The following is a 25,115-nucleotide window of genomic DNA, read 5'->3' on the forward strand; positions in this document are numbered from 1 at the left end:
CGCGCCGCTCAGTCGTCGGCCGCATCCTGTCGCACCATCGGCGGGCAGTTGCGCGGCCCCGGCTTGCGGACGACCCGCGTGGTCAGGAATTCCGCCGCGGTCAGCGTGCCCGATCGATCGCGATCGGCCTTCGCGAACTTGTCCGTCGTTTTGACCGCATATTCCTCGAAGCTCAGCCGCCCGTCGCCATTGGTGTCGAGCTTGGCATAGGCCTTGCGCCGCGCTGTCAGATATTCCTCGCGGCCGATCGCGCCGTCCTTGTCCTTGTCATAGCGCGAGAAACGCTTTTCCTCGCGCGTCTTCTCGGTTGCGCGCGGCGGCTCGGCGATCGGTTCCGGGGCGGGGCTGTCGCTGTCGGTCAGCGCGGGCGGGCGCGGGATCATGCCGCCCTGCCCGGCCTCGGCCGGCCCGCGCATCCAGAAGAAGCCTGCCGCGACGAGCAGCAGCGCCGCTGCCACCCAACCCAGATTACGCGCCATTCGCCCTCCTGTCGCACCCCTGCCACGATCGCGGTCGAAGCTGGCACCGGATCATGGCGGACGCCAGTGGAAACCTGCGCACGGTGCCGCGTTGTCGCTGCGCAATCAGGAGTTTGTCCATGCCCTATATCAAGACCCGCGATTCGGTTGACCTGTTCGTCAAGGACTGGGGATCCGGACGCCCCGTGATCCTGCTGCATGGTTGGCCGCTCAACGCCGACAGCTGGGACGATCAGGCGCTGGCGCTGGCAGAGGCGGGCTATCGCGCGATCGCCTATGATCGACGCGGGTTCGGGCGATCGGGGCAGCCTTTCTCCGGCTACGACTATGACACGCTGGCCGACGATCTGGCTGCGGTGATCGAAGCGACCGGGGCCGAGGATGCGGCGCTGTTCGGCTTCTCGATGGGCGGCGGCGAGGTCGCGCGGTACATGTCGCGCCATGGCGGCAAGGGCATCAGCCAGGCCGGGCTGATCGCGTCGGTGGTGCCCTATCTGAAGAAGGACGCCAGCAATCCGGACGGCGCCGACCCCGCGATGTTCGACCAGATCAAGGACCAGCTGCGCAAGGACCGGCCGCATTTCCTGGCCGGCTTCCTGCAGGACTTCTACGGCGTGGGCTATATTTCGAGCCCGGTCAGCCAGGAAGTGCTGGACCAATCGCTCGGCTGGGCGCTGCAGGCAGCGCTGCCGGCAACGATCAAGTGCGTCGATGCCTGGAGCAGCACGGACTTCCGGCCCGACCTGCCGGCCTTCACCGTGCCGACGCTGATCGTGCACGGCACCAGCGACAAGACCGTCCCGATCGACATCAGTGCGCGCAAGGCGGCCGAGGGGATCGCCGATGCGGAGCTCGTCGAATATTCGGGCGCGCCGCACGGCCTGACCGCGACCGAGAAGGACCGACTGTCGCAGGACATGATCGATTTCCTGTCGCGCCGCTGACGTAGACACCGCTCCATAGCGACGACGAAGCCCGGGATCTCGGCAGCGATCCCGGGCTTCATCCTGTCCGCCTCGGCCGAAAGCAGCGAAAGCAGCGCTTGTACACGCCCCCGGCCGGCCGATCCGATCGATCGGCGGCGGCCGGAACGGCGGTCAGAGGTCGTCGTCGGCGCTGGGCCCGGTCATCATCTGTTCAGCGACGCCCGCCGCATTGGCGCGGATCGCCTTTTCGAGCTTTTCGGCCAGCTCGGGATTCTCCTTCAGATAGGTCTTGGAATTCTCGCGACCCTGGCCGATCCGGATCGAATCATAGGAGAACCAGGCGCCCGATTTCTCGACCAGGCCAGCCTTGACACCGAGATCGAGGATCTCGCCCATCTTCGAGACGCCCTCGCCGTACATGATGTCGAATTCGACCTGCTTGAACGGCGGCGCGACCTTGTTCTTGACGACCTTCACCCGGGTCGCGTTGCCGACGATATCGTCGCGATCCTTGATCTGGCCGGTGCGACGGATGTCGAGCCGGACGCTGGCATAGAATTTCAGTGCGTTGCCGCCGGTCGTCGTTTCCGGGCTGCCGTACATCACACCGATCTTCATGCGGATCTGGTTGATGAAGATCACCAGCGTCTTGGAACGGCTGATCGATCCTGTGATCTTGCGCAGCGCCTGGCTCATCAGCCGGGCCTGCAGGCCGACATGGCTGTCGCCCATCTCACCTTCGATCTCGGCCCGCGGCACCAGAGCCGCGACCGAATCCACGACCAGCACGTCGACCGCATTCGAGCGGATCAGCGTATCGGTGATCTCCAGCGCCTGCTCGCCCGTATCGGGCTGCGAGACGATCAACTCGTCGATATCGACGCCGAGCTTCTTGGCATAGCTGGGATCGAGCGCATGTTCGGCGTCGACGAACGCGGCGGTGCCGCCCGCCTTCTGCGCCTCGGCGATCGCATGCAGAGCCAGCGTGGTCTTGCCCGAGCTTTCCGGCCCGTAGATCTCGATGATGCGACCGCGCGGCAGGCCGCCGATGCCCAGCGCAATGTCGAGCCCGAGCGATCCGGTCGAGATCGCCTCGATCTCCACCTTCTCGCGGCTGCCCAGCTTCATCGCCGAACCCTTGCCGAACGCGCGATCGATCTGCGCCAGCGCTGCATCGAGCGCCTTCTGCCTGTCCATGTCGGCCTTTTCCCTATCGGTCCCGATGAGCTTCAACTGTGCCGCCATGATGTCGTCCCCTGCGTCCGAGGTCCAGCGCAACTGCGCCTGCGGCATCACTTACATGATTTGTTCCAGCGGAACAAGAGTGGAACATCAGCCCGCGTCGACATCATCCAGAACGGATTGCACCCCGGCCATCGTGAATGGCTTCGACAAGGTGCGGACGCCGGCGTGGCGCGCGGGCGGATCGGCGACATGGCCGCCGGTCGCAAGCACGAACGGGATGCCGCGCTCCTCCAGGGCATCGGCGATCGGCCAGCAGGGTTCGCCCCCGCGCAGATGGACGTCCAGGATCGCGAGGTCGAACCCGCCGGCCGCGACCGCTGCCAGCGCATCCTCGACCGTGTCGCAGCTGCCGGCCAGGCTGTGGCCCAGCGTCTCGATGAAATCCTCGAGCATCATTGCGATAAGGGGCTCGTCCTCGACGAGGAGGACCGATCGTTCAGAAGTCATTACGGCCCCCATAGCAGGAACCACGGGCCCCGCTAGGGCCTTTTGGCGGCCAGCGCATCGCGCGCTGCGGCGCCAAGTTGCTGAACTGAAAAGGGCTTTGCCAAAAAGGCGACATTGTCGATGTCGATCGAGCGGCGCAGCTGTTCTTCGGCATAGCCCGACATGAACAGGATCGGCAGCGCTGGATTGCGCTCCCGCGCGTGGCGCACCAGCGTCGGGCCATCCATCGCAGGCATAACGACGTCCGATATCAGCAGGTCGATCGATGCCCCCTGCTCCAGCATTTCCAGCGCACGTTCGCCATTCTCGGCGGTCAGCACCTGATAGCCCTGGCGGCTGAGCGCACGTTCGGCGACTGCACGCACCATATCCTCATCCTCGACGAGCAGGATGGTGCCGGTGCCCCATAGCAGGCCGGCAGGCTCTTTGGCCGCCTTGGGCGCCGGTTCCGCCTTGGGATCGGCAAGATGGACCGGCAGGTAGATGGTGAAGGACGTGCCCTCGCCGGGCTGCGAATCGGCGAAGATGAAGCCGCCGGTCTGCTTGACGATACCGTAGACGGTCGACAGGCCGAGCCCGGTGCCTTTGCCCACTTCCTTGGTGGTGAAGAAGGGTTCGAACACTTTCGGCAGGATTTCCGCCGGGATCCCGGTGCCGGTATCGGACACCGACAGCGCGGTATAGTCGGCCACTGGCAGGATATCGGAGCCGATCTTGCGAACCTGGGCGGCCGAAACCGAATAGGTCTGCAGCGTCAGCGTGCCGCCGTTCGGCATGGCATCGCGCGCGTTGACGGCGAGATTGACGATCACCTGTTCCAGCTGGCCGGGATCGGCACGGATCGCACCGAGATTGCGACCATGCTTGACGGTGAGGGTCACGGTCTCGCCCAGCAGCCGTTTCAGCAGGTTCGAGATTTCCGAAATGACGTCGGGCAGCTGCAGTACCTGCGGACGCAACGTCTGCTGGCGTGAGAAGGCAAGCAGCTGGCGCGTGAGCGCGGCGGCTCGGTTGGAATTGTGCCGGATCTGCTGGATGTCGTCATAGTCGCTGTCGCCGGGCGTGTGGCGCATCAGCATGAGTTCGCAGTAACCCAGGATCGCGGTCAGGATATTGTTGAAATCATGCGCGACGCCACCGGCCAGCTGGCCGACCGCCTGCATCTTGGTGGCCTGCGCCACCTGCTTCTTCAGCCGGGATTCCTCGCTATTGTCCTTCAGGCTCAGCAGCACGCTGGCCTCGCCCAGCCCTTTCGCGCCGGCGATGGTGAGCGCGACCGGCTCCTCCGGACGGCTCGCCAGGCGGATCGACAGATCGCCCGAATGCGCGCGCCCGGCGGAAAAGCGCCGGATCGCATCGGCCACCGCGCCCTTGTCCTCGCGCACCACCAGATCGGACGGATAGACCGCCGACTGGCCCGACTGCAGCCCCGCCGCGCGGCAGAAGGCATCGTTCATGAACAGGAAGCGGCCATCGCGATCGGACAGCGCCAGCCCCAGCGGCAGCATCGCCAGCAGCGCGTGGACATTGGCGGTGGCCGGCGCGCCGGTCGCGGCCGACAGCGCGACGTGTGGCGCCTCGTCCAGCATCAGGAACAGCGCCACGCCGGTGCCGGCATCGTCGAGCGGGATCTGCACCAGGCGCAGCGGGGTGCCATCTTCCCCTTCGGCCGCCAGGCGCACCAGCCCGTCCTCGCCGATCCGCAGCTGATCGACGAACGGGCGGAAGCCAGGCTCGGCATCGCGCCGGCCGAGCGCACGGGCCAGGAACACGCGGTTGGCGCTGGTCAGCCGCCCTTCGCTATCGACAAGTGCGGCCATGACGCCGGCCTGGCCCATGCGCTTGCCGCCCGGCCCCTCGACCAGCCGGCGCGCGCCTTCGGCCGGGGTGATCGCCTCCGCCCTGGCCAGCCGCCAGACGAGATGATCCTCGCCGACACCGGCGCGGACGACCGTGGCGCGATAGGTCTGCCGGGCGGACGTCAACCCCGCGACCTCACCCCGCCCATCGCGCCACGCGGCCCGGCCGGCTGCGGTCAACCGATCGAGCCCATCACCATCGAGCGCGATCGCCGTCGGCATCGGCAGGCCGCGAAATTGCGCCTCATAGGCCGGGTTCGCGCAGATCAGCGCGCCGCTGCGATCGGTGATCGCGGTCGCGACCGGATCGTCTGCGATGGCAGCGGCCAGCAGCGCGATATCGGCGTCACCGGTGGCGGCCCCGGCCTGCACGCGCAGCCGCGACACGGCCAGGGCAATGCCGCCGGCGCACAGCGCGATGCCGGCGAACAGCGCGGGGACGAGCGTCGATCCGGTGACCCACCACAGCAGCCCGATCGACAGCGCCAGCGCGGTCGTGACGCCGGCCAGCACCGCCGCCTCGGACGGGCGGGCGGCTGGATCGGCGGCGGGGGCGAGCGCGGAAGCGACGGGCATCGCGCCTCTTTCGGCGCTGGCGGGCGGCAGCGTCAAGCGCGCCGCCCGGGACCTCGTCCCGCCGGCGGGGGACGTCATCGCATCGGCGTGGGGATCAGGCGTGGCGGATCGCCCGGTTGCGACCGCGCGCCGCCCATTTGTGCGAGATCCAGAGCCGCCAGCCCAGTGCCGAGACGACATAGCCGATCGCGGCCGAGACGATCGCGATCACCGCCAGCCCGAAGATCATCGCCGGCGCGGCTTCCGAAAAGGCCCAGGCCACCCATTCGGAGAAGCTGGCGCCCTTTTCGAACAGCAGCATGAACGAGGTCACGTCCGCGCCCATGCCGAGCATGCGATTGCCCACGAACAGCGAGGCCGCCAGGATCAGCGGGGTCGTGGCGGGATTGGACAGGAAGGTCATCGCCGCCGCGATCGGGATGTTGGCGCGGCACGGCAACGCGAACAGCGCGGCCCCGGCGATCTGCACGCCCGGGATCATCAGGAAGATGCCAACCAGCAACCCCAGCGCCACGCCGCGCGGCACCGACCGCCGCGTGAACCGCCACAGCGCGGGCACGAAGATGCGGTGCGCGAACGGGGCCAGCCAGCGAATCCCCTCGAGCGTTTCCCGTCGCGGCATGGTCTTGGCGGCCCAGCGCCGGACGGTTTCGAACATCAACCGCGTTCGCGCAGGATGCGGGCCTGATCGCGCTTCCAGTCCCGGTTCTTGGTCGTCTCGCGCTTGTCGTGCAGCTTCTTGCCCTTCGCCAGTGCCAGTTCCACCTTCGCGCGGCCGCGCGGGTTGAAATAGATCGCCATCGGGATCAGCGTCATCCCTTCGCGCGCCACGCCGACCTGCATCTTCGCGATTTCGCGTTCGTGTAGCAGCAGCTTGCGGGGGCGCTTGGGTTCATGGTTGTGGCGGTTGCCATGGCTGAATTCGGGCACGTTGGCGTTGACCAGCCAGACCTGCCCGCCCTTCACCTCGGCATAGGCTTCTGCGATCGAACCTTCCCCGAAGCGCAGTGACTTCACCTCGGTTCCGGTCAGCGCGATGCCGGCCTCGAAGAAATCCTCGAGGAAATATTCATAGCGCGCACGCCGATTCTCGGCGACGACCTTGGTCTTCTCGAACGTGGCGGGCTTGGGACGGGCCATCGAGGATCAGGCCAGGCCGGCATGGGCAAGCGCGGCATCGACCGCGGCGCGCGAAGGCGCGGATGGCGGCGTCATCGGCAGGCGCAGATCGACGGGAAAGGACGGATCGACCCGCGACAGCGCATATTTGACCGGCCCGGGCGATGCATCGCTGAACAGCGCGGCGTGGAGTGGGAACAGCCGGTCCTGCAGGGCGAGCGCATCGGCCCAGCGGCCGTCTGCACAGGCGCGCTGGAATTCCGCGCAGAGCTTGGGCGCGACGTTCGCGGTGACCGAGATGCAGCCGACCCCGCCCATCGCCATGAAGCCGAGCGCCATGTCGTCATTCCCCGACAGCTGGCAGAAATCGGTGCCGCACGCCAGCCGCTGGGCGGCGACGCGTTCCACCCGGCCGCTGGCATCCTTGATGCCGACGACGGTCGGATGCCGCGCGACCTCGGCCAGCGTCTCGACGCTGATGTCGGTCACGGTGCGCGCCGGCACATTGTAGACGATGATCGGCAGGTCGCAGTGGGCGACGAGATGATCGTAATGCGCCTTGATGCCGGCCTGGCTGGGGCGGTTGTAATAAGGCAGCACCACCAGCGCCGCCGTGGCCCCCGCCGCCTTGGCATGCTGCATATGATCGAGCGCGACACCGGTGTCGTTCGATCCGCAGCCCGCGATCACGGGCACCCGGCCGGCCGCCTGCTCGATGCAGACGCGCACGACATGATTATGCTCGCCGATCGACATTGTGGCGCTTTCGCCGGTGGTGCCGCACGGCACCAGCGCGGACGATCCGCTGTCGATCTGCCAATCCACCAGCCGGCGGAATGCAGGTTCGTCGAACCTGCCGCCGCGGAACGGCGTGACCAGGGCCGGAATAGATCCGGAAAACATGCGCTACTCCCTTCACCTCGATCGGCGCGCGGCGCATAGTGGCCGCATGAACCAGCATCGAGACCGTTCAGCGCCAGATAAGGTTGCCCCCCCCACCCTGTCCAGCATGGTGAAGCGCCTTGTCCTGCCGAGCGTGCTGCTCGCTTCCGTCGCGACGGCCGCAACGCTGTCGCAACAGACCCCGATCGCGAACGATCCGACCGCGCCGCTGCCGGGCGCGGTGCTGGCGCCACCGCCGGCGCGTGCCCCGGTCGCGATGGCCGCGACACCGGCCTATGATCCGCTGTCGTCGGCGGTGGCCGAATGGAACCGGCTGCGCCAGTCCGACAGTTTCGCTTTTTCCGAATATGCGCGCTTCCTGGTCGCGCATCCCGGCTGGCCGGGCGAGGCCGCGATGCGGCGCGCCGCCGAAAAGCGGATCGATGCCACCGTCGCGCCGGCGCAGATCGTTTCATATTTCGCCGCAATGCCGCCGCTGGGCGTGACCGGCCATGCCCGCCATGCCGAGGCGCTGGCCGCGATGGGCCGCACTGCCGAGGCGCAAGCGGCCGCGCGCCGCGCCTGGACGACAGGCATCCTGTCTCCGCCCGACGAAGTGCTGCTGTTCGGCCGCTTCGGCAGTGCGTTCACGCCGCAGGACCATGACCGGCGGATGGAGACGTTGCTCTGGGCCCGCGCCACCGCGCCTGCGGTGCGCCAGATCGCCTATGTCTCGCCGGCCCGCCGCCCGCTATATGATGCGCGGCTGGCGCTGCAGACCGGGCGCGGCGAGATCGCCCGGTTCGATCAGGATGCCGGCTATGCGATCGATCGCGCGCGCTGGATGCGGGACAATGGCCAGAGCGCCGCAGCCCGCGCCTATCTGGCCGGCCCGCTGCGCTTCGATGCGCCACCGACCGATCCCGCCGCCTATCTTGACGGGCTGTTGCTGCATGCTCGCGGCGCGGCCAACGACAATCAGTCAACGATCGCGCTCGGCATCGCGCAGAAGGCGGCGCTCGCCTATCCCGCCGGCACTGCGGTGCGCGACAAGCCGCTGGCAGAGCGCGACGATTATACCAGCCTCGTCTGGCTGGGCGGGATCACCGCGCTGAAAAAGCTGGCCCGCCCGGCGGAAGCGGCGCAGCTGTTCCAGGATTACGCCCGCGCCGCGCAGACCCCGCAGACGCAGACCAAGGGGCTCTACTGGGCCGGCCGGGCCGCACAGGCCGCCGGCAATAGCGCGCAGGGCAATGCGTGGCTCGGCGAAGCGGCGACCCATCCGGACCAGTTCTACGGTCAGCTTTCGGCCGAGCGGCTGGGCACCACGCCGATGCTGCCGCCCGACATGCCGGTGGCGGTCGATCCCGCGCGGCGCGACGCGTTTCAGCGGCAGGAAATCGTGCGCGTGGCGCGCCTGCTGGGCGCGCAGCGGCGCTGGCAGGACCAGAGCCTGTTCATCCGCACCATCGCAGGCTCGGCAAAGACGCCCGAAGAGCATCAGCTGGCCGCCGACCTGTCGCGCAGCATCGGCCGGCCCGATCTGGCGGTGATGGTATCGCGCAGCGCTCGCGCAGGCGGGCACGAACCGATGCGCTTCGGCTTCCCGACGATCGCGGTGCCGCCCGCGATGGCGGACAACTGGACGATGATCCACGCGATCAGCCGCCAGGAAAGCCAGTTCGATCGCGAGGCCACCAGCCGCGTCGGTGCCAAGGGTCTGATGCAGCTGATGCCCGGCACCGCGCGCGAGCAGGCCGGCAAGATCGGCCTGCCTTACGACTATACGCGGCTGACCAGCGATCCGCAGTACAACGTCATGCTCGGATCCAGCTTCTATCAGCGGATGCTGAGCTATTATGGCGGCAATCATGTGCTGGCGGTGGCGAGCTACAATGCCGGGCCGGGCAATGTGAACAAGTTCATCCGCGCCAACGGCGATCCGCGGCTGCCGGGGGTGGATGTGCTTGACTGGATCGAGGCGATCCCGCTCAGCGAGACGCGCGGCTATGTCCAGCGCGTGCTGGAGAATGCGGTGGTCTACGACCAGCTGAACCCGCAGGGGCCGCGGATGACGACGCGCAACCGCCTGTCGTCCTATCTCGGCCGGCAGACCGCGGGCTGAGCTGCCGTATTTCCGACGATGGTCGATCGCCCGAACCACATCACCCCGGCCGGCTACGGTGCGCTGCGCCGCCGCTATGAGCAGCTGTTCGCGGTCGAGCGCCCGAAGATCGTCGAGACGGTGTCCTGGGCGGCGGGCAATGGCGATCGGTCGGAGAATGGCGACTATATCTATGGCCGCAAGCGGCTGCGCGAGATCGATCGCGAGCTCGGCTGGCTGTCGAAGCGGATGAAGGCGGCCAAAGTGGTCGATCCTGCGGCGCAGACCGATCGCGGCCGGGTATGGTTCGGCGCCACCGTGACACTGGCGGACGAGGACGATGTACAGCGAACCGTGACGCTGGTCGGCGAGGACGAGGCCGACGCCTCGGCGGGCCGCATATCCTGGTACGCCCCGCTAGCCCGCGCGCTCCGCGGGGCGGCGATCGGCGATCTCCGGCGGGTGACGCTGCCGGGCGGGGACAAGGAGTGGGAGATCATCGCGATCGCCTATCCCGCAGGCGGCTGATCAGAACACTGCGTTCAGCGTCAGGCTGGCGATGTGGTTCATCCGGTCCTGCCCCGGCCGCCGCACATGTTCGCCGAGATAGCCGGGCTCCAGGCTGATCGTCTTGGAGACCGGAAACGCGACCCCCGCGAATCCGCGCACGCGATCGAGTCCGCTACGCTGGCCCCAGCGCGTATCGTCAAGCGCGACGAAGCCCTCTGCCCAGCCAACCGCCCGCACCGGGCCGGCCAGCGGCGCGGTCAACCGCAGCAACTGGCGCAGGCGCAGCCCCATGTCGGACGATCCTTCCACGAAGCGTTGCTCGAACCGGGTGCGGCCGGTCACCGTGAGTCCCTTCCCGTCGCCCATCGCGCGGAACGACAGCTGCTGCCAGATGCGATGCTCATGCGTACGCGCCCGGCCGACCGGATCGGTGCGAACATAGGCATAGCCCAGGAATGCGGTGGTCGTCGGATCGAGCTTCACCCCGACGCCGGGGCGCAGCAGCAGCTGGCCCAGCCGCCCGGCATCGTCGCTGAACCTGCCCTGCGCTTCCAGCCAGACGACCAGTCGGTCGCTGACGGGAATGGTGGCGGTGGCAGCACCCCAGGCCTGAAAATCGGATTCGGCGGCATGGGCGGGGGCTGCAGTTGCTGCGGCCAAGAGGATCGAGAAGAGGGCGGAGCGAGTCATCGCGCCGCATTGCCGCGCATCGCCCCGCCCCGCTTTGCGCGCACCTTTAATTTGATTGCTGATTATCAATCAGCCCGTGGGCGCGGGCGAGGCGCATCACCTCCGGGTCGGCATCGGGTGCCTGCATCGGTACTGCCTTCTCGAGCCGGTCGGCGACGTGCGACAGCACCGCGATCCGCGCCGCCTTCTTCGATCCTGCGTCCACTGCATGCCACGGCGCCCAGCGCGTATCGGTGTGGCGGAACATGTCCGCCATCGCCGCCAGATAATCGGCGCGCCGGTCGCGGTTGCGGAAATCCTCCGCGCTGATCTTCCAGCGCTTCCACGGATGCGCGATCCGCGCCGCGAGCCGCTTGTCCTGTTCTGCCTGGTCGACGTGCAGGAACAGCTTCACGATCGTGATGCCGTCATCCTTCAGCCGCGCTTCGAATTCGTTGATCTCGTCATAGCCGCGCCGCCATTCGCGTTCGCTGGCGAACCCTTCGACCCGTTCGACCAGCACGCGGCCATACCAGCTTCGATCGAACACCGCGATCTCGCCGGCACCCGGCAACTTGGTCCAGAACCGCCAGAGGAAGGGACGCGCCTTTTCCTCCGCCGAGGGCGCGCCGATCGGCCACACCTGAAAATGACGCGGATCCCACTCCGCGGTCAGCCGCTGGATCGCGCCGCCCTTGCCCGCCGCATCCCAGCCTTCGAGCACGATCACCGCGCTACGACGGTGGACGATGTGCGCGACCTGGATCCGCGCCAGCCGCTCCTGCAGCGCGGCGAGATCGGCGTCATAATTGCCCGGATATTTGGCGCCGGTCTCATGGTCCGCGAGGTCGATCATGGGTCCACTCCGTCGCCCCTGCGCAGGCAGGGGCCCATGGCTGTATGATTTGCCACGCGGCTTTTGTCAGCGGCTCATCCGGCGGCAGGCCACAAGGCAACCAGTCGGCCAACCCGGCAGACATGGGCCCCTGCCTCCGCAGGGGCGACGAATTAGGACGGTGACTTAGCCGGCGGCTCCACCACGCGGATGTGCAGTTCGCGCAGCTGCTTGGCCGTGGCCGGCGACGGCGCCTGCATCATCAGATCCTCCGCCTTCTGATTCATCGGGAACAGCACGACCTCGCGGATGTTCGGCTCGTCCGCCAGCAGCATCACGATTCGGTCGATCCCCGGGGCGGATCCGCCGTGCGGTGGCGCGCCGAACTTGAAGGCGTTGATCATGCCCGCGAAATTGGTGTCGACATCGGACTGCGAATAGCCGGCGATCTCGAACGCCTTGTACATGATCTCGGGCTTGTGGTTCCGGATCGCGCCGGACGACAGCTCCACCCCGTTGCAGACGATGTCATACTGGTAGGCGAGGATATCGAGCGGATCCATCGTCTCCAGCGCCTCAAGCTCGCCCTGTGGCATCGAGAAGGGGTTGTGGCTGAAGTCGACCTTCTTGGCGTCCTCGTCATATTCGAACATCGGGAAATCGACGACCCAGCAGAATTTGAACACGCCCTGCTCGATCAGACCCAGCTCCTCGCCCACTTTCGTGCGCGCGGCGCCGGCCAGCTTGGCGGCCTGCAGTTCCTTGCCCGCCGCAAAGAACACGCCGTCGTCCGGCCCCAGGCCCAGCGCCGCGATCAGCTTCCCGGTCGCATCCTCGCCATGGTTCTTGGCGATCGGCCCGCCGGGCACGCCATCCTTGATGTTGATATAGCCCAGCCCCGCATGGCCTTCCTTCTTCGACCAGTCGTTGATGTCGTCGAAGAATTTGCGGCTCTTGGCCCCCGCCCCCGGCGCCGGGATCGCGCGGACGACGCCGCCGCCTTCGACGATGCGGGCGAAGATGCCGAAGCCGCTCTCGCGGAAATGATCGGTGACGTCGCTGATCTCGATGGGGTTGCGCAGGTCAGGCTTGTCCGAACCGTAGCGCAGCATCGCATCGCGATAGGCGATCCGCGGAAATGGCGCGGGCGTCACCGCCTTGCCGGCCGCGAATTCCTCGAACACGCCGTGCAGCACCGGCTCGATTGCGGCGAAAACATCGTCCTGCGTGACGAAGCTCATCTCGAAGTCGAGCTGGTAGAATTCGCCGGGCGAACGGTCGGCCCGCGCATCCTCGTCGCGGAAGCAGGGCGCGATCTGAAAATAGCGGTCGAAACCGGCCACCATCAGCAGCTGCTTGAACATCTGCGGCGCCTGCGGCAGCGCATAGAATTTGCCGGGGTGGACGCGGCTGGGGACCAGATAGTCGCGCGCCCCTTCGGGGCTGGATGCCGTCAGGATTGGCGTCTGATACTCGGTGAAGCCCTGCGCGATCATGCGCTGGCGGATCGACGAGATCACGTTCGATCGCAGCACGATGTTGCGGTGGATGCGCTCGCGGCGAAGATCCAGGAAGCGGTAGCGCAGCCGGATATCTTCGGGATAGTCGGCCTCGCCCGCCACCGGCAGCGGCAGTTCCTGCGCGGCGGACTGCACCGTCACCTCGCGGGCGAAGACCTCGATCTCACCGGTCGCCAGGTTGGCGTTCACCGTCCCCTCGGCCCGCGCCTTCACTTCGCCCGTCACGGTCACCACGCTTTCGGTGCGCGCGCCTTCCAGCACCGGCAGCGCGGGCGAATCCGCATCGCACACGACCTGGGTCAGCCCATGATGATCGCGCAGGTCGACGAACAGCAGCCCGCCATGATCGCGCTTGCGGTGGATCCAGCCGGACAGGCGGACGGTCTGGCCGACATCGGACGCCGTCAGCGCGGCGCAGTTGTGCGAACGATAGATATGCATGGGGCTGGCGGAGACGGGATCGGCCCCGATTTGTCAAGCGCGGCGGCCGATACTGGCGTCATGGCGGCGAAGCGGCTAGGCGCCCATTCCATGAAGATTCACCCGCTCATCACCACGACCGAAGAGCTTGCTGCGCTGTGCGCCCGGCTTGCCAAGTCATCGTTCATCACGGTCGATACCGAATTCATGCGGGAAAACACCTATTGGCCGGAACTGTGCCTGATCCAGATTGCCGACGTGCATGAAGCGGCGGCGATCGATCCGCTTGCCAAGGGGCTCGATCTTGCGCCGCTGCTCGACCTGATGGTCGAAAATGACGAGGTGTTGAAGGTCTTCCACGCCGGCGGCCAGGATCTGGAGATCATCCACAACCTGACCGGCAAGACCCCCTATCCGCTGTTCGACACGCAGGTGGCCGCGATGGCGCTCGGGATGGGCGAACAGATCGGATATTCGAACCTGGTCGAGAGCTTTCTGGGCGTGAAGCTGGACAAGGGCGCCCGCTTCACCGACTGGTCGCGCCGCCCGCTCGACAAGCGCCAGATCGACTATGCGATCGGCGACGTCACCTATCTGGCCGAAATCTTCCCGCGCATGCTGGACAGGCTGCGCAAGAAGGATCGTGGGGCCTGGCTGGATCAGGAGATGGACCGGCTGGGCGATCCCGGCAGCTATGTGAACGTGCCCGAGCTGGCCTGGACGCGGGTGAAGGTGAACAGCCGCAAGGCCGAGGTGCTGGGCCGGCTGAAGGCGCTGGCCGCCTGGCGCGAGCGTGAGGCGCAGAACAAGAATATTCCGCGTGGCCGCATCGTGAAGGACGAGACGCTGGCCGATCTCGCCAGCCATCCGCCACGCACGCAGGCCGATCTCGCCAAGGTACGCGGGCTTTCCGCCAGCTGGGCCGGCAACGATATCGGCGGGCGGCTGATCGCGGTGCTGGCCGCCGCCGGCCCGCTGCCCGATGCGGAGATGCCGCCGCGCGAGGATCGCAAGCCGGGTCTCGGCAAGGATGGCGCGCTGGTCGCGGACCTGCTGAAGCTGCTGTTGAAGATCCGCGCGCGAGACGCCGATGTCGCCTCCAAGCTGATCGCGCGTTCCGAAGAGCTTGAGCTGCTGGCCGCGGGCCGGCGCGATGGCCTGTCGATGCTGGAGGGCTGGCGCTACGAGCAGTTCGGCCGCGATGCGCTGGATCTGGTCGAAGGACGGCTGGCCTTCGCCGTGATCGACGGCAAGCTGAAGATGACCCGTACCGGAGACGACGCATGATCCGCCTGATCCTGCCTGCAACGCTGCTGCTGTCCGCCTGCGCCCCGGCCGACGATCGTCCGCCGGTGGGTGAAACCGTGCCCGCCGACGGCCCCTGCGACGCGACCCCCGGCCAGAAATTCCTTGGCGCTATCGGCGATCCGGCCGCGGTCGAATCGATCCGCATCGCCACCGGTTCGCGCGCCGCGCGTCGGATCGAACCGGGCATGGCAGTGACGATGGATTATCGGCAGGACCGAGTGAACGTCGAGCTGGATGAGGCGGGCAAGATCAAGGCGGTCCGCTGCGGCTGAGGGGAATCCTCCCCGGCACGGGGAGGACCAACCCTAGCCCCGCACCGCCTTCAACCCCATCGCCGCGGCCAGCGCCTTGTGCCGCCGCTCGACCGCCTCGCCATAGAGCGGCGCATCCGCTCCGGACAGGGTCAGTACCAGCCCCCCGTCGAACACAGCCAGCCGGCCATGCTTGAGCGGCCCGGCCACCCCGCCCGACAGCCGCTGCCCGAGCCGGATCGCCAGCCCCCACCGCTGCGCGCGTGCAATCTCCTCCGGCGTGCAGAGCTTTGCGACGACATCGATCCCGCTGCTACCTCCGCCGAAGCTGGTCTCCAGCGCCTGCGCCATCATGCCGCGGCCGCGCGCATCGATGCCGACCCAGTTGCCATGGAGCGCGGTCTCCAGCCCACGTTGCGCGCGGAATTCGGGGTGCACGCGCCAGCCGACATCGGCCAGCAGGCAAGCCGCGCGCCGGATCCGCTCGTCGCCGGACGATTCGCCGGCGAACAGCGGCGCGATCCAGCGATCGATCAGGTCGCCATGTTCAGGAAAACGCCCCTGCCGCTCGCCTTCCTCGCGTGCGGCCACGATCAGTGGATCCTGTTCGCGCACCGCGTCGGGAAGCGAGACATGGATCAGCCCTTCGCGCAGCCCATAGGACGAGGCCACCATGCCGCTCGACCCCAATCGCCGCACCACGACCGACAACAGCGCCGCTGCATCGGCCAGCGTGGGGATGCGCGAGGACGACAGGTCGGGAATGGCGCGCAGCCGCTTGCGATCGACCTGCGCCAGCACCCGCACCAGCCGCTGCGCCTGTTCGGCGGGCATCCGGTAATGATGCACGATTGGCAACGGATAGCCTGTCAGATGCATGTCGAGCCGCGCCAGCGCGCGCCACGATCCGCCGACCAGATAGAAAGGCAGCCCGCGCCCGCGATCGCCCCAGCTGCACGCCTCCAGCGCTTGCGCCACGGCGCGATCCAGTGCACGCGGCCCTCGCGCACGGATCGCGCCCAGCCGCAGCACACCCAGCGGGAACGAGGCGCGTTCGCGCACCTGCCCATCGCCGATCCGGATCAGTTCGAGGCTGCCCCCGCCCAGATCGCCGACCACGCCGTCCGCATCGGGGATGCCGGCCAGCACGCCCTGCCCCGCCATCTCCGCTTCCTGCTCGCCCGATAGCAGCTCGATCGAAAGCCCCATCGCGGCGAGCCGCACCAGCAGGTCGGGCCCGTTCGCGGCCTCGCGCACCGCCGCGGTGGCCACGGTGCGCAGCTGCGTCACGCCCATCCGATCCGCCAGCATCCGGAACCGATCGAGCGCGGCCAGCGCGCGCGCGACCGATTCGTCGTCCAGCCGGCCGTCGCGGGCCAGCCCCTTGCCCAGCCCCGCCATCACCTTTTCGTTGAACAGCACCGCCGGCACCCGCGCGATCCGGTCGTAGACGACCAATCGGATCGAGTTGGATCCAATGTCGATGATGCCCAGACGGCCGTCAGCCAGCGGGACCACGCGCTCGGCACGCGAGAAGAGCGACCTTTTCATTGCGGCCCCGGATAGCGGGATCGGATCGTGCGCGGAAGGATTATCCCCGTCGCTTCAGGCTGAGCTTGGGCACCGATCCCGACCGCTGCAGTGCCGCCCCGCGCCCCGACAGCGACGGGTTGGTCATGAAGTAACGATGCAGGTTGAACGGCCGCGTACCCTTGGTCGCGCGCACATAATCGCCGTCCGGCTGCAGCCACCAGCTCTGCTCCGTATCGATCAGGTTGGCCACCATCACCTGGTCCAGGATCTGCGCGTGCACCGTCGGATTCTCGATCGGCAGCATATATTCGACCCGCCGGTCGAAGTTGCGCGGCATCCAGTCGGCCGACGAGATGTAGACCTTGGCGTCGCGGTTCGGCAGCGCCGCGCCGTTCCCGAAACAGATGATCCGGCTATGCTCGAGGAAACGCCCGATCACCGATTTGACGCGGATATTATCGGACAGGCCGGGAACGCCGGGCCTGAGGCAGCAGATGCCGCGCACGACGAGATCGACCTGCACGCCCGCCGCGCTTGCCCGATACAGTTTCTCGATGATCGCGGGATCGACCAGCGAATTCATCTTGGCCCAGATCGCCCCCGGCTGGCCCGCCCGCGCCGAATCGATTTCCGCATCGATCCCTTCGGAAAGCCTGTCGCGCAGACCGTGGGGTGAGATCGTGAGCAGTTCCAGGTCGGTCGGCTCGACATAGCCGGTGATGTAGTTGAACAGCATCGCCGCATCGCGGCCGGCGCGCGCGTCGGCGGTGAAAAAGCTCAGGTCGGTATAGATTCGCGCCGTCACCGGATGATAATTACCGGTCCCGAAATGGCAGTAGGTGCGATAGGCCCCGCCCTCGCGCCGCACCACCATCGATATCTTGGCGTGCGTTTTCCAGTCGATGAAGCCGTAGACGACCTGCACGCCGGCGCGCTCCAACTGGCTGGCCCAGAGCAGGTTCTGCTCTTCGTCGAACCGGGCCTTCAGCTCGACCACCGCAGTCACTGATTTGCCCGCCTCGGCCGCATCGACCAGCGCCTTGATCACCGCCGATTGCTTGCCTGCACGGTAGAGCGTCTGCTTGATCGCGACCACGTCCGGGTCCGCCGCGGCCTGGCGCAGGAAGGCCAGAACCACGTCGAAGCTCTCATATGGATGGTGGACGACGATGTCCTTCGACCGGATCGCGGCGAAGCAATCGCCGCCATGCTCGCGGATCCGTTCCGGAAAGCGCGGGCTGAACGCCGGGAACTTCAGATCGGGCCGATCCTCGTCGACCAGGAAACCAAGCTCGGCGATGCCCAGGAAGCTGGCGGTATCGGTGACCAGCGTCTCGCTGCCGCCGACCTCGTCCTTCACCAGCCGCTCGAGATTCTCGGGCATGCCGGTTTCCATCTCGAGCCGGATCACACGGCCTTTGCGGCGCTGCTTGATCGCGGAGCGGAAGAAACGGACCAGATCCTCTGCTTCCTCCTCCAGCTCGATGTCGCTGTCGCGCAGCTGGCGGAACGCGCCCGTGCCGTTGACCGCGTAACCGGGGAACAGGATGTGCACCATCCGCCGGATAAGCGTCTCGATCGCCACATAGCGCGCGGCTTCGCCAGGCAGGCGGATGAAGGGCGGCAACGTGCCAGGCACCATCACCAGTTCCAGGATCGGCTCGCCATCGGACAAGCGACGGAGATCGAACATCAGGCTGAAGCCCTTGTTCGGAATGAAGGGAAACGGGTGGGCCGGATCCAGCGCCTGCGGTGTCAGCACCGGAAAGATCTGTTCGCGGAAATGCGCTTCGAGCCATTCGAAATCGTCACCGCGGATCTGGTTCTCCTCCAGCACCGCCAGCCCGGCCTTTTCCAGCTCCGCGCGCAGCGTGACCCACACTGCCTGCTGCGACGCCATCAGCGCATCGGCACGCGCCTCGATCGCGGCCAGCTGCTGCGCCACCGTCAGCCCGTCTGGCGATCGCGTGTCGACATCCTGCAGCAGCTGCCCCTTCAGGCCGGCCACCCGCACCATGAAGAATTCGTCGAGATTATTGCCCGAGATCGACAGAAAGCGCAGCCGTTCCAGCAGCGGGTGCGCCGTATTGCAGGCTTCGTCCAGCACGCGCTGATTGAAGGCCAGCCAAGAAAGCTCGCGATTGAAGTAGCGGTTGCGTGGCGCGATCGGCGCATGCGCCTCGCCATCCTCGATCGGAGCAGGGGTAATGGGGGCGGCATCGTCCATCAACGCAACCTAGCCGCAATCGCGTGAATCGTCGATGACTGTAGCGCGATCGGCCGTCCGGCGCGGCCCAGGCGATGCCGGCCCCGCCCGCCGGTCCGCTGCCGGCCGCGCGCACCACTGCGATTCCCCGCACGCGCAGCGGTGCCGCCACCGCTTCGAATTGGCCGTCGCCCACGGCGATCGCCCAAGCCGCTCTGCACCCCATGCGACATCGGCCAGCCCGGCGGGATCGGGCACTTTCCCGGTGAACCGCACCGCCGCCGGCGAGATCGCAGGCGGCGTCAGCAGGATCGTCCACCCCTCGGCCGCCGCGCGCGCCTCGAGCGCGCAATAGGTGGCGCGCGTTGCGCCGGGCAGCGGCGCGAACCGTCCCCGATCCGGCGCGCCTCGCTGTCGACCACCAGCGCATCCGGCGCCACGCCTGCGATCCGCGCTACGGCGCCGGCCACCCGCTCGGCGGTCTGGCCCGCGATCGCCGGGTCGCGCCGCGGCGATCTGCGCGGCTTCCCCCGCTCCGGTTTCGAACCCGACGTGGATCTGGTCGCCATGCAGGTCGAGCGGCATCGCCGCCGCGCGCCGGGCGTTCGCCACCGCCGGTCGGCATCGGGCACCACCGCCGGGGTCAGCACCGCCGCGCGCACCATCACCGGTCGGCGATCGAAATCGATATCGAGCTGGCTGATCCGCGCGGCATCGCCGAACGGCATCAGCACCGCATCGCGGATTTGCCGCCGTGCGACCGATTCGACCGCGATCTGCTCAGCGCCCGCCAGCGGGATCGCCAGCGCGGCCAGCCCGATCACGATCAGCAGACCCTGCAGCCGCGTCTGCATGGGTGAGAGGTGCGCGCCGGACCCTTAGAGTCGCGCCACCACCGCCGCTGTCGGCGCGATCGTCACCAGGTTCGTCAGGAACAGCAGCCGCGATCCGCCCAGCACCGTCCAGTTCTGCGTCGCCAAGCCGAATCCGATCACAGCCAGTGGCGGCATCAGCGCGATCGCGATCGCGACGCCCACCACGGTCGTGCTGCGTTAACGGATCTGCGCGTACACACCGGCCAGCGCGGAAAGCAGTGCCACCAGCAGATCGAACAGGTTGGGCCGGGTGCGGATCGCGATCTCGCTGGTCACCGTCTGGATCGGCGAGACCGCGACGAACGCCGCCGATAACGCAACCGCGATCAGAGATCCCAGCGCCAGCGCGATGCCGGCGCGCCGCATCTCGGCCAGATCGAAGGTCGCGATGCCGAAGCCCAGCCCGATAATTGGCATCATCAGCGGCGAGATCAGCATCGCGCCGATCAGCACCGCGGTCGATGGGAGCAGCAGCCCCAGGATCGCGAGTCCGGCCGATATGACGATCGCGAACAGATAGGCGCGGCTCCAACCCGACTGTTCGGAGATCTGCACCACAACCGCGGCGTGATGCCCCTCGCCAACCACATGTGCCTGCTCCAGCCTGCGATCCCGCTGCCGCAATTCAACACACTCGTCAGAGCATCTCATCCTGCCGGGCGGCCATGCCCACCCGTTCCAGCGCGGCGCGCGCGATCGGGATGGTCACGCCGCGCCGCTTGGCGAGTGCCAGTTCGTCCAGCGCGTCGACCAGCCGGGTGATCCCCAGATAGCTGCGTTCCACCCGCCGGCCGAGATAGGCCAGCAGTTCGGGGGAGGCCGCCAGCCCGCGCCGGCCCAGCAGCCGTTCCACCAGCGCTGTCGCCAGCGCATCGTCGGGCTCGGCGATCGTGGCACTGGGCGTGGCCGCCAGGCGCGATCGCAAATCGGGCAGCCGCACCGCCCAGGCCGGCGGCGCGCGTTCGGCCACCAGCAGCAGCGGTCGGCGATCCGCCTGCGCGCGGTTCCAGGCGTGGAACAGCTCCTCTTCGGGCCGGCGATCGGCATCGTCGATCAGCGTGCCGCCGCTGCGCCCGGCGAAGATGCGGCCGAGCAGGCTGCGGCCCGATTTGCGCGGGCCGGCCAGCACGCAGGCCTGCACCGGCCACAGCGCGCGATGATCGAGCTGGCGAACGGCGGCGGCATTGGCGTCGGAAACGATGAAATCGCGCTCGTCCGCCTGGGCCGGCCAGTCGAACGGCAGCGCGATCTGGCTCATGGCTGCGCCGGTTCGGCGGGATCCGGAACGGTGGCGGGCGGCGGGGCGGCGGCGGGCGCACCGCGGCGGATGCGCAGCTGCCCGCCGCCCGCATCAGCCACCTGATAGCCGCGGGCCGCCAGCGCGATCCGCAGCCCTTCGACATCGCCGTCGTAGATCGCGCGCATCACCGATACGCCGCCCAGCGCCAGGCTGAGCGGAGTCACCTGCCGCATTCCCGGCACTGCACGCAGCGCCAATTCGGCCGCGCCCAGCGCAGCGGCATCGGCGGTATCGATCTGCAGCGTCAGCAGCGTGCCGCCGAGCGGTGTCGCCTCGGCCAGCGGATCGTCCGCCAGGCTGTCTTCCAGCAGCTCGGGATCCTCTTCCTCTTCCAGCACCAGCGTCGGATCGGGCGCCAGCCGGCCGTCGCGCAGCGCGCGCACATAGGCCCCGTCGAGCGCGCCGACCGCGCGATCCATCAGCGCGGCCAGCGTCTCGCCGCTTTCCGATCGCAGTTCGATCCGTTCCAGCAGCCGGTTATCGGGTCCGTGCCGCGCGATCAGCGTGGCGGTGGCAGGCCCGCCGGGCCACAGCCGGCGAAGGTGGATCTCAGGCGAGATCACGTCCGACGCGCCATAGGTGTCGACCAGCATCCGCCACCAGATCCGCCCAGGCCGCCGCGCCTGCGCCGCATTCAGCAGCAGCGGATCGACACCGTTGCCGACCGGCCGCACATAATCCACCGGGCTGCCCCCGGTGCGGAACCGCGCCCAGGCCTCCTGCCACGGATTACGCCGTTCCAGGCTGACCGGCGCGCCGCCCGACCACATTACCGGGATCACCAGCATCGGCGCCGATCGCGCCACCCGGCCCTGCACGCCCAGCAGCCGCCCGGCGCGCGCGCGATCGAACAGCACGCCCAGCCGCGCGATATAGCGCCGCTCGCTGACCTGTTCCTGCTCGACGACAATGCCCGCCACGATCGAATCGAGCGTGCCGTCCGGCAGGCCCGGCGCTGCCTTCGGCGAAATGCCGTTGATCCGCGCATAGAGCATCCTCCAGCCCAGCCGCTGCGCCTGGCGCCAGCCGCCCAGCCGCGCGGTCTCTGCATCCTTGCCCGATACGTCGACGGCGACGCCGGTGACCTCATAGCTGGACGAGCTGTCGATCGGCGGCACGCCGCGGTCGCTGCCCTCGATCTGGGCAAGCAGGATCGTGCCCGCTCCGGCAGCCGCGGCCAGCACGGCAAGAAGGGCCAGGGAGCGTTGCGACCGGGTCATTGCGCCGCCTTGTGGCGAGTTGGGCGTGGAAATCCAAGCCCGATGTCGATAGCAGCCATCGCATGGCTACGACCCCAACCCCTTACAGCTATGCCCGCGCGGGCGTTTCGATCGCGGCGGGCAATGCCCTTGTCAAGGCGATCGCCCCGCTGGCGCGCGCCACCAGCCGCCCCGGCGCCGATGCCGAACTGGGCGGCTTCGGCGGCTTCTTCGATCTCAAGGCGGCAGGCTATAGCGATCCACTGCTGGTCGCCGCGAACGACGGTGTCGGCACCAAGCTGAAGCTGGCGATCGACAGCGGACGGCACGATGGCGTGGGCATCGATCTGGTTGCGATGTGCGTGAACGACCTGATCGTGCAGGGCGCCGAGCCGCTGTTCTTCCTGGACTATTTCGCGACCGGCAAGCTCGACGGCGAAGTGGCCGAACGCGTGATCGCCGGCATCGCGGAGGGTTGCCGCATTGCCGGCTGCGCGCTGATCGGCGGCGAGACCGCGGAAATGCCGGGCATGTACGCGCCCGGCGACTATGATCTGGCGGGCTTCTGCGTGGGCGCGGTGGAACGCGCGCAGGCGCTGACCGGCGATCGCGTGGCGCCCGGCGATGTCATTCTCGGTCTCGCTTCCTCCGGCGTCCATTCCAACGGCTATTCGCTAGTGCGCCAGCTGGCGGCGGACAAGGGCTGGCGGCTCGATCGGCCGGCGCTGTTCGATCAGGAAGTGCTGCTGATCGATGCGCTGATGGCGCCCACCCGCATCTATGTGAAATCGCTGCTGCCGCTGGTCCGCGCCGGCGCGATCCGCGCGCTCGCGCACATCACCGGCGGCGGCCTGCTCGAGAATATCCCCCGCGTGCTGCCGGAAGGCGCGCATGCCGCGATCGATGCCGATGCCTGGCCGCAGCCGCGGCTGATGGCGTTCCTGCAGGCGCAGGGCGCGATCGAGCCCGAGGAGATGGCCCGCACCTTCAACTGCGGCATCGGCATGGCGCTGGTGGTCGCGGAGGAACAGGCCGATGCCGTCGCCGCCGCGCTGGGTGCGGCCGGCGAGACCGTGTTCCGCATCGGCCGCGTGGATGTCGGCGACAAGGGCTGCACCGTGCGTGGATCGGCCGAGACGTGGAGCGCCCGCGCGCCCTGGGAAGCGACGCATGTGGCGTGAGCCGAGCACACATCGTCATCCTAGAGAAGGCCGGGATCCAGCGTCACGAACGTCGCCCCTGCTGACCTGGACCCCGGCTTTCGCCGGGGTGACTGTCGCAGTGGTCCGCGCATCATGAAAGCCCGCGTCGGCGTGCTGATCTCGGGTCGCGGCTCGAACATGGCCGCCCTGCTTTACGCATCCCGCACGCCCGACTGCCCGTACGAAATCGTGCTGGTCGCCGCCAACGATCCGGACGCGCCCGGTCTGGCCCATGCCCGCGCCGAAGGGATCGAGACATTCGCGCTCAGCCACAAGGGGATGGCCCGCGCCGATTTCGACGATCGCATCGATGCCGAGCTGCGCCGCGCCGCCGTCACCCATGTCGCGCTGGCCGGATACATGCGGCTGCTCTCGCCCGGCTTCGTCGATCGCTGGGCGGGGCGGATGGTCAACATCCACCCCTCGCTGCTCCCGCTCTACAAGGGGCTCGACACGCACGCCCGCGCGCTCGAGGCTGGCGATACATACGCCGGCTGCTCGGTCCATCTCGTCACGCCCGAACTCGACGACGGCCCGGTCCTCGGACAGACCCGCGTCGCGATCCTGCCCGGCGATACGACGGAGACGCTGGCCGCGCGCGTGCTGATCGCCGAGCATCAGCTCTATCCGCGCGTGCTGGCCGAACTGGTGACCGCCGCCATCCGCCCCGATGCGCTGCTGGCGGAGGTCCGCGCCCGCGCGCTCGCGCTGCCCCGTGCAACCGAGAAGATCTCGCACGGCGCGCCCGGTTTCCTGATCGAAGGCGGCAAATTCTTCGCCTATTTCAGCGACAATCATCATGGCAGCGGCACGATATCGCTGCTGACGAAGACGAGCGGCATCGAGGAGCAGGAGATGCTGATCGAGACCGATCCCGACCTTTATTACCGCCCCGCTTATTATGGCGCCGCCGGCTGGGTCGGGCTGCGGCTGGACGGCGGCGATCCCGATTGGGATCGGGTCGATCAGCGGCTGATCGCGAGCTGGCGACTGGTCGCGCCCCGCAAGCTGGCCGATCTGCTGTGAGCGACGAGCCCGAGACCCCGCGCGAGGAAGCCGCGCGCATCCGCCGCCGCTGGATCAATCTGGGCGAACTGCTGGCGGTGGCCGCGGTCGCCATCTCCGGCCTTACGCTCTGGCTCAACTGGAGCGAGCGGCGCGACGCCACCGTCGAGCAGACGAAGGTCGAGCGCCGCCAGACCGCACAGGCGGCCAGCATCGCGCTGGGTGGTGCCGCAGACGAAGATGGCCGCCGGCTCGAGATCGCCTCGCTCCGCGCCGACCAGTCGATCCAGGGGCAGACGATCCGCTTCCCGGCTGCGCTCGGTCTCGGCGCGGTCGAGACCACCGGTGATGCCCGCATAGAAGCCGACTGGATCGAGAAGCCGCTGCGCCGCGCGCTGAAGGGCGCGAAGGACGGCGCCCGCGGCGATCGCCGGCTGCCGGTGCTGATCACCACCCGTTTCTGGAGCGCCGGCGAGATCCGCACCGCCATCGGGCTCTACGATGTCGGCTATCGCTTCTCGGGCGGCGGCCTGCTGAACGATCGCGACGTACGGTTGACCGGCCTCAGCTATATCGGCCCAGCAACGCCCGCCCAATCAGCCGAGCGCCTGCAAGCCGCCTGGAAGACCCGCGCCGGCGGCTGAT

General features: G+C 68.1%; 23 protein-coding genes and 1 pseudogene. 8 read left to right on the forward strand and 16 right to left on the reverse strand.

The window, feature by feature from the left end; translation table 11 throughout:
* Positions 1-8: 8 nt before the first annotated feature.
* Positions 9-479: an EF-hand domain-containing protein gene (locus ABC347_RS04595; protein WP_413244561.1), complete on the reverse strand. Its 471-nt coding sequence runs from the start codon at positions 477-479 to the stop codon at positions 9-11.
* Positions 480-598: 119 nt separating this feature from the next.
* On the opposite strand from ABC347_RS04595, the gene ABC347_RS04600 reads away from it, so the two are divergent.
* Complete coding sequence (locus tag ABC347_RS04600; RefSeq protein ID WP_413244562.1) at positions 599-1,423, forward strand: alpha/beta fold hydrolase; 825 nt, start codon at positions 599-601, stop codon at positions 1,421-1,423.
* A 153-nt stretch (positions 1,424-1,576) separates the two neighbouring features.
* Here the strand turns inward: ABC347_RS04600 and recA are convergent, their stop codons facing one another.
* The 6 genes from recA to dapA form a co-directional block, all read right to left on the reverse strand.
* Positions 1,577-2,650, reverse strand: a complete 1,074-nt coding sequence (gene recA / locus ABC347_RS04605; protein ID WP_413244563.1) for a recombinase RecA — start codon at positions 2,648-2,650, stop codon at positions 1,577-1,579.
* Between the two features lie 87 nt (positions 2,651-2,737).
* On the reverse strand, positions 2,738-3,097 hold the full coding sequence (locus ABC347_RS04610; protein ID WP_413244564.1) for a response regulator: 360 nt from the start codon (positions 3,095-3,097) through the stop codon (positions 2,738-2,740).
* 32 nt (positions 3,098-3,129) lie between these two features.
* Positions 3,130-5,532 (reverse strand): hybrid sensor histidine kinase/response regulator, encoded by a 2,403-nt coding sequence (locus tag ABC347_RS04615; RefSeq protein WP_413244565.1) that lies wholly within the window; start codon positions 5,530-5,532, stop codon positions 3,130-3,132.
* Between the two features lie 94 nt (positions 5,533-5,626).
* The gene (locus tag ABC347_RS04620; RefSeq protein ID WP_413244566.1) at positions 5,627-6,190 is read right to left on the reverse strand and encodes a DUF2062 domain-containing protein; all 564 of its coding nucleotides are present in this window, start codon (positions 6,188-6,190) and stop codon (positions 5,627-5,629) included.
* Positions 6,190-6,672, reverse strand: coding sequence for an SsrA-binding protein SmpB (smpB, locus tag ABC347_RS04625; RefSeq protein ID WP_413244567.1), 483 nt, complete (start codon positions 6,670-6,672; stop codon positions 6,190-6,192). Before smpB ends, ABC347_RS04620 begins: the two co-directional genes overlap by 1 nt.
* Positions 6,673-6,678: 6 nt before the next feature.
* Positions 6,679-7,554: a 4-hydroxy-tetrahydrodipicolinate synthase gene (dapA, locus tag ABC347_RS04630; protein ID WP_413244568.1), complete on the reverse strand. Its 876-nt coding sequence runs from the start codon at positions 7,552-7,554 to the stop codon at positions 6,679-6,681.
* A 106-nt stretch (positions 7,555-7,660) separates the two neighbouring features.
* Between dapA and ABC347_RS04635 the strand changes: the two genes are divergently transcribed.
* Positions 7,661-9,658, forward strand: a complete 1,998-nt coding sequence (locus ABC347_RS04635; protein WP_413244569.1) for a lytic transglycosylase domain-containing protein — start codon at positions 7,661-7,663, stop codon at positions 9,656-9,658.
* A gap of 18 nt (positions 9,659-9,676) precedes the next feature.
* Positions 9,677-10,165: a transcription elongation factor GreB gene (gene greB / locus ABC347_RS04640; protein WP_413244570.1), complete on the forward strand. Its 489-nt coding sequence runs from the start codon at positions 9,677-9,679 to the stop codon at positions 10,163-10,165.
* Here greB and ABC347_RS04645 read toward each other — a convergent pair whose 3' ends face one another.
* From ABC347_RS04645 to aspS, 3 genes are all read right to left on the reverse strand, one after another.
* Entirely contained in the window at positions 10,166-10,837 is a 672-nt protein-coding gene (locus ABC347_RS04645; RefSeq protein WP_413244571.1) for a DUF2490 domain-containing protein, read from the reverse strand.
* Between the two features lie 46 nt (positions 10,838-10,883).
* The gene (locus ABC347_RS04650; protein WP_413244572.1) at positions 10,884-11,672 is read right to left on the reverse strand and encodes a polyphosphate kinase 2 family protein; all 789 of its coding nucleotides are present in this window, start codon (positions 11,670-11,672) and stop codon (positions 10,884-10,886) included.
* Positions 11,673-11,824: 152 nt separating this feature from the next.
* Positions 11,825-13,612: an aspartate--tRNA ligase gene (gene aspS, locus ABC347_RS04655; protein ID WP_413244573.1), complete on the reverse strand. Its 1,788-nt coding sequence runs from the start codon at positions 13,610-13,612 to the stop codon at positions 11,825-11,827.
* Between the two features lie 90 nt (positions 13,613-13,702).
* Between aspS and rnd the strand changes: the two genes are divergently transcribed.
* Complete coding sequence (rnd, locus tag ABC347_RS04660) at positions 13,703-14,878, forward strand: ribonuclease D (protein ID WP_413244574.1); 1,176 nt, start codon at positions 13,703-13,705, stop codon at positions 14,876-14,878.
* Positions 14,875-15,171: an I78 family peptidase inhibitor gene (locus ABC347_RS04665; RefSeq protein ID WP_413244575.1), complete on the forward strand. Its 297-nt coding sequence runs from the start codon at positions 14,875-14,877 to the stop codon at positions 15,169-15,171. Before rnd ends, ABC347_RS04665 begins: the two co-directional genes overlap by 4 nt.
* Positions 15,172-15,204: 33 nt before the next feature.
* On the opposite strand, the gene ABC347_RS04670 is transcribed toward ABC347_RS04665, so the two are convergent.
* The 6 genes and pseudogenes from ABC347_RS04670 to ABC347_RS04695 form a co-directional block, all read right to left on the reverse strand.
* On the reverse strand, positions 15,205-16,701 hold the full coding sequence (locus ABC347_RS04670; RefSeq protein WP_413244576.1) for a Ppx/GppA phosphatase family protein: 1,497 nt from the start codon (positions 16,699-16,701) through the stop codon (positions 15,205-15,207).
* A gap of 40 nt (positions 16,702-16,741) precedes the next feature.
* Positions 16,742-18,910: an RNA degradosome polyphosphate kinase gene (locus tag ABC347_RS04675; protein WP_413244577.1), complete on the reverse strand. Its 2,169-nt coding sequence runs from the start codon at positions 18,908-18,910 to the stop codon at positions 16,742-16,744.
* Positions 18,911-19,191: 281 nt separating this feature from the next.
* Positions 19,192-19,743, reverse strand: coding sequence for a hypothetical protein (locus ABC347_RS04680; RefSeq protein WP_413244578.1), 552 nt, complete (start codon positions 19,741-19,743; stop codon positions 19,192-19,194).
* Between the two features lie 24 nt (positions 19,744-19,767).
* Positions 19,768-20,415: pseudogene (locus ABC347_RS04685) on the reverse strand (DUF389 domain-containing protein).
* Positions 20,402-21,022: an HdaA/DnaA family protein gene (locus ABC347_RS04690; protein WP_413244579.1), complete on the reverse strand. Its 621-nt coding sequence runs from the start codon at positions 21,020-21,022 to the stop codon at positions 20,402-20,404. The pseudogene ABC347_RS04685 and the gene ABC347_RS04690 overlap by 14 nt, the downstream one beginning before the upstream one ends.
* Positions 21,019-22,284 carry a heavy-metal-associated domain-containing protein gene (locus tag ABC347_RS04695; RefSeq protein WP_413244580.1) on the reverse strand — a complete coding sequence of 422 codons (1,266 nt, stop codon included), beginning with the start codon at positions 22,282-22,284 and terminating at the stop codon, positions 21,019-21,021. Before ABC347_RS04695 ends, ABC347_RS04690 begins: the two co-directional genes overlap by 4 nt.
* 62 nt (positions 22,285-22,346) lie before the next feature.
* Here ABC347_RS04695 and purM point away from each other — a divergent pair, with 62 nt between their 5' ends.
* The 3 genes from purM to ABC347_RS04710 all read left to right on the forward strand — a co-directional run bounded on the left by purM (position 22,347) and on the right by ABC347_RS04710 (position 25,114).
* Positions 22,347-23,444, forward strand: coding sequence for a phosphoribosylformylglycinamidine cyclo-ligase (gene purM / locus ABC347_RS04700; protein WP_413244581.1), 1,098 nt, complete (start codon positions 22,347-22,349; stop codon positions 23,442-23,444).
* 111 nt (positions 23,445-23,555) lie between these two features.
* A complete protein-coding gene (purN, locus tag ABC347_RS04705; protein WP_413247000.1) occupies positions 23,556-24,491 on the forward strand; it encodes a phosphoribosylglycinamide formyltransferase in 936 nt (311 codons plus the stop codon).
* On the forward strand, positions 24,488-25,114 hold the full coding sequence (locus ABC347_RS04710; RefSeq protein ID WP_413244582.1) for a hypothetical protein: 627 nt from the start codon (positions 24,488-24,490) through the stop codon (positions 25,112-25,114). Before purN ends, ABC347_RS04710 begins: the two co-directional genes overlap by 4 nt.
* Position 25,115: the final 1 nt, after the last annotated feature.

The organism is Sphingomonas canaveralia (assembly GCF_047238125.1).
Taxonomy (GTDB): Bacteria; Pseudomonadota; Alphaproteobacteria; order Sphingomonadales; family Sphingomonadaceae; genus JBDFMH01.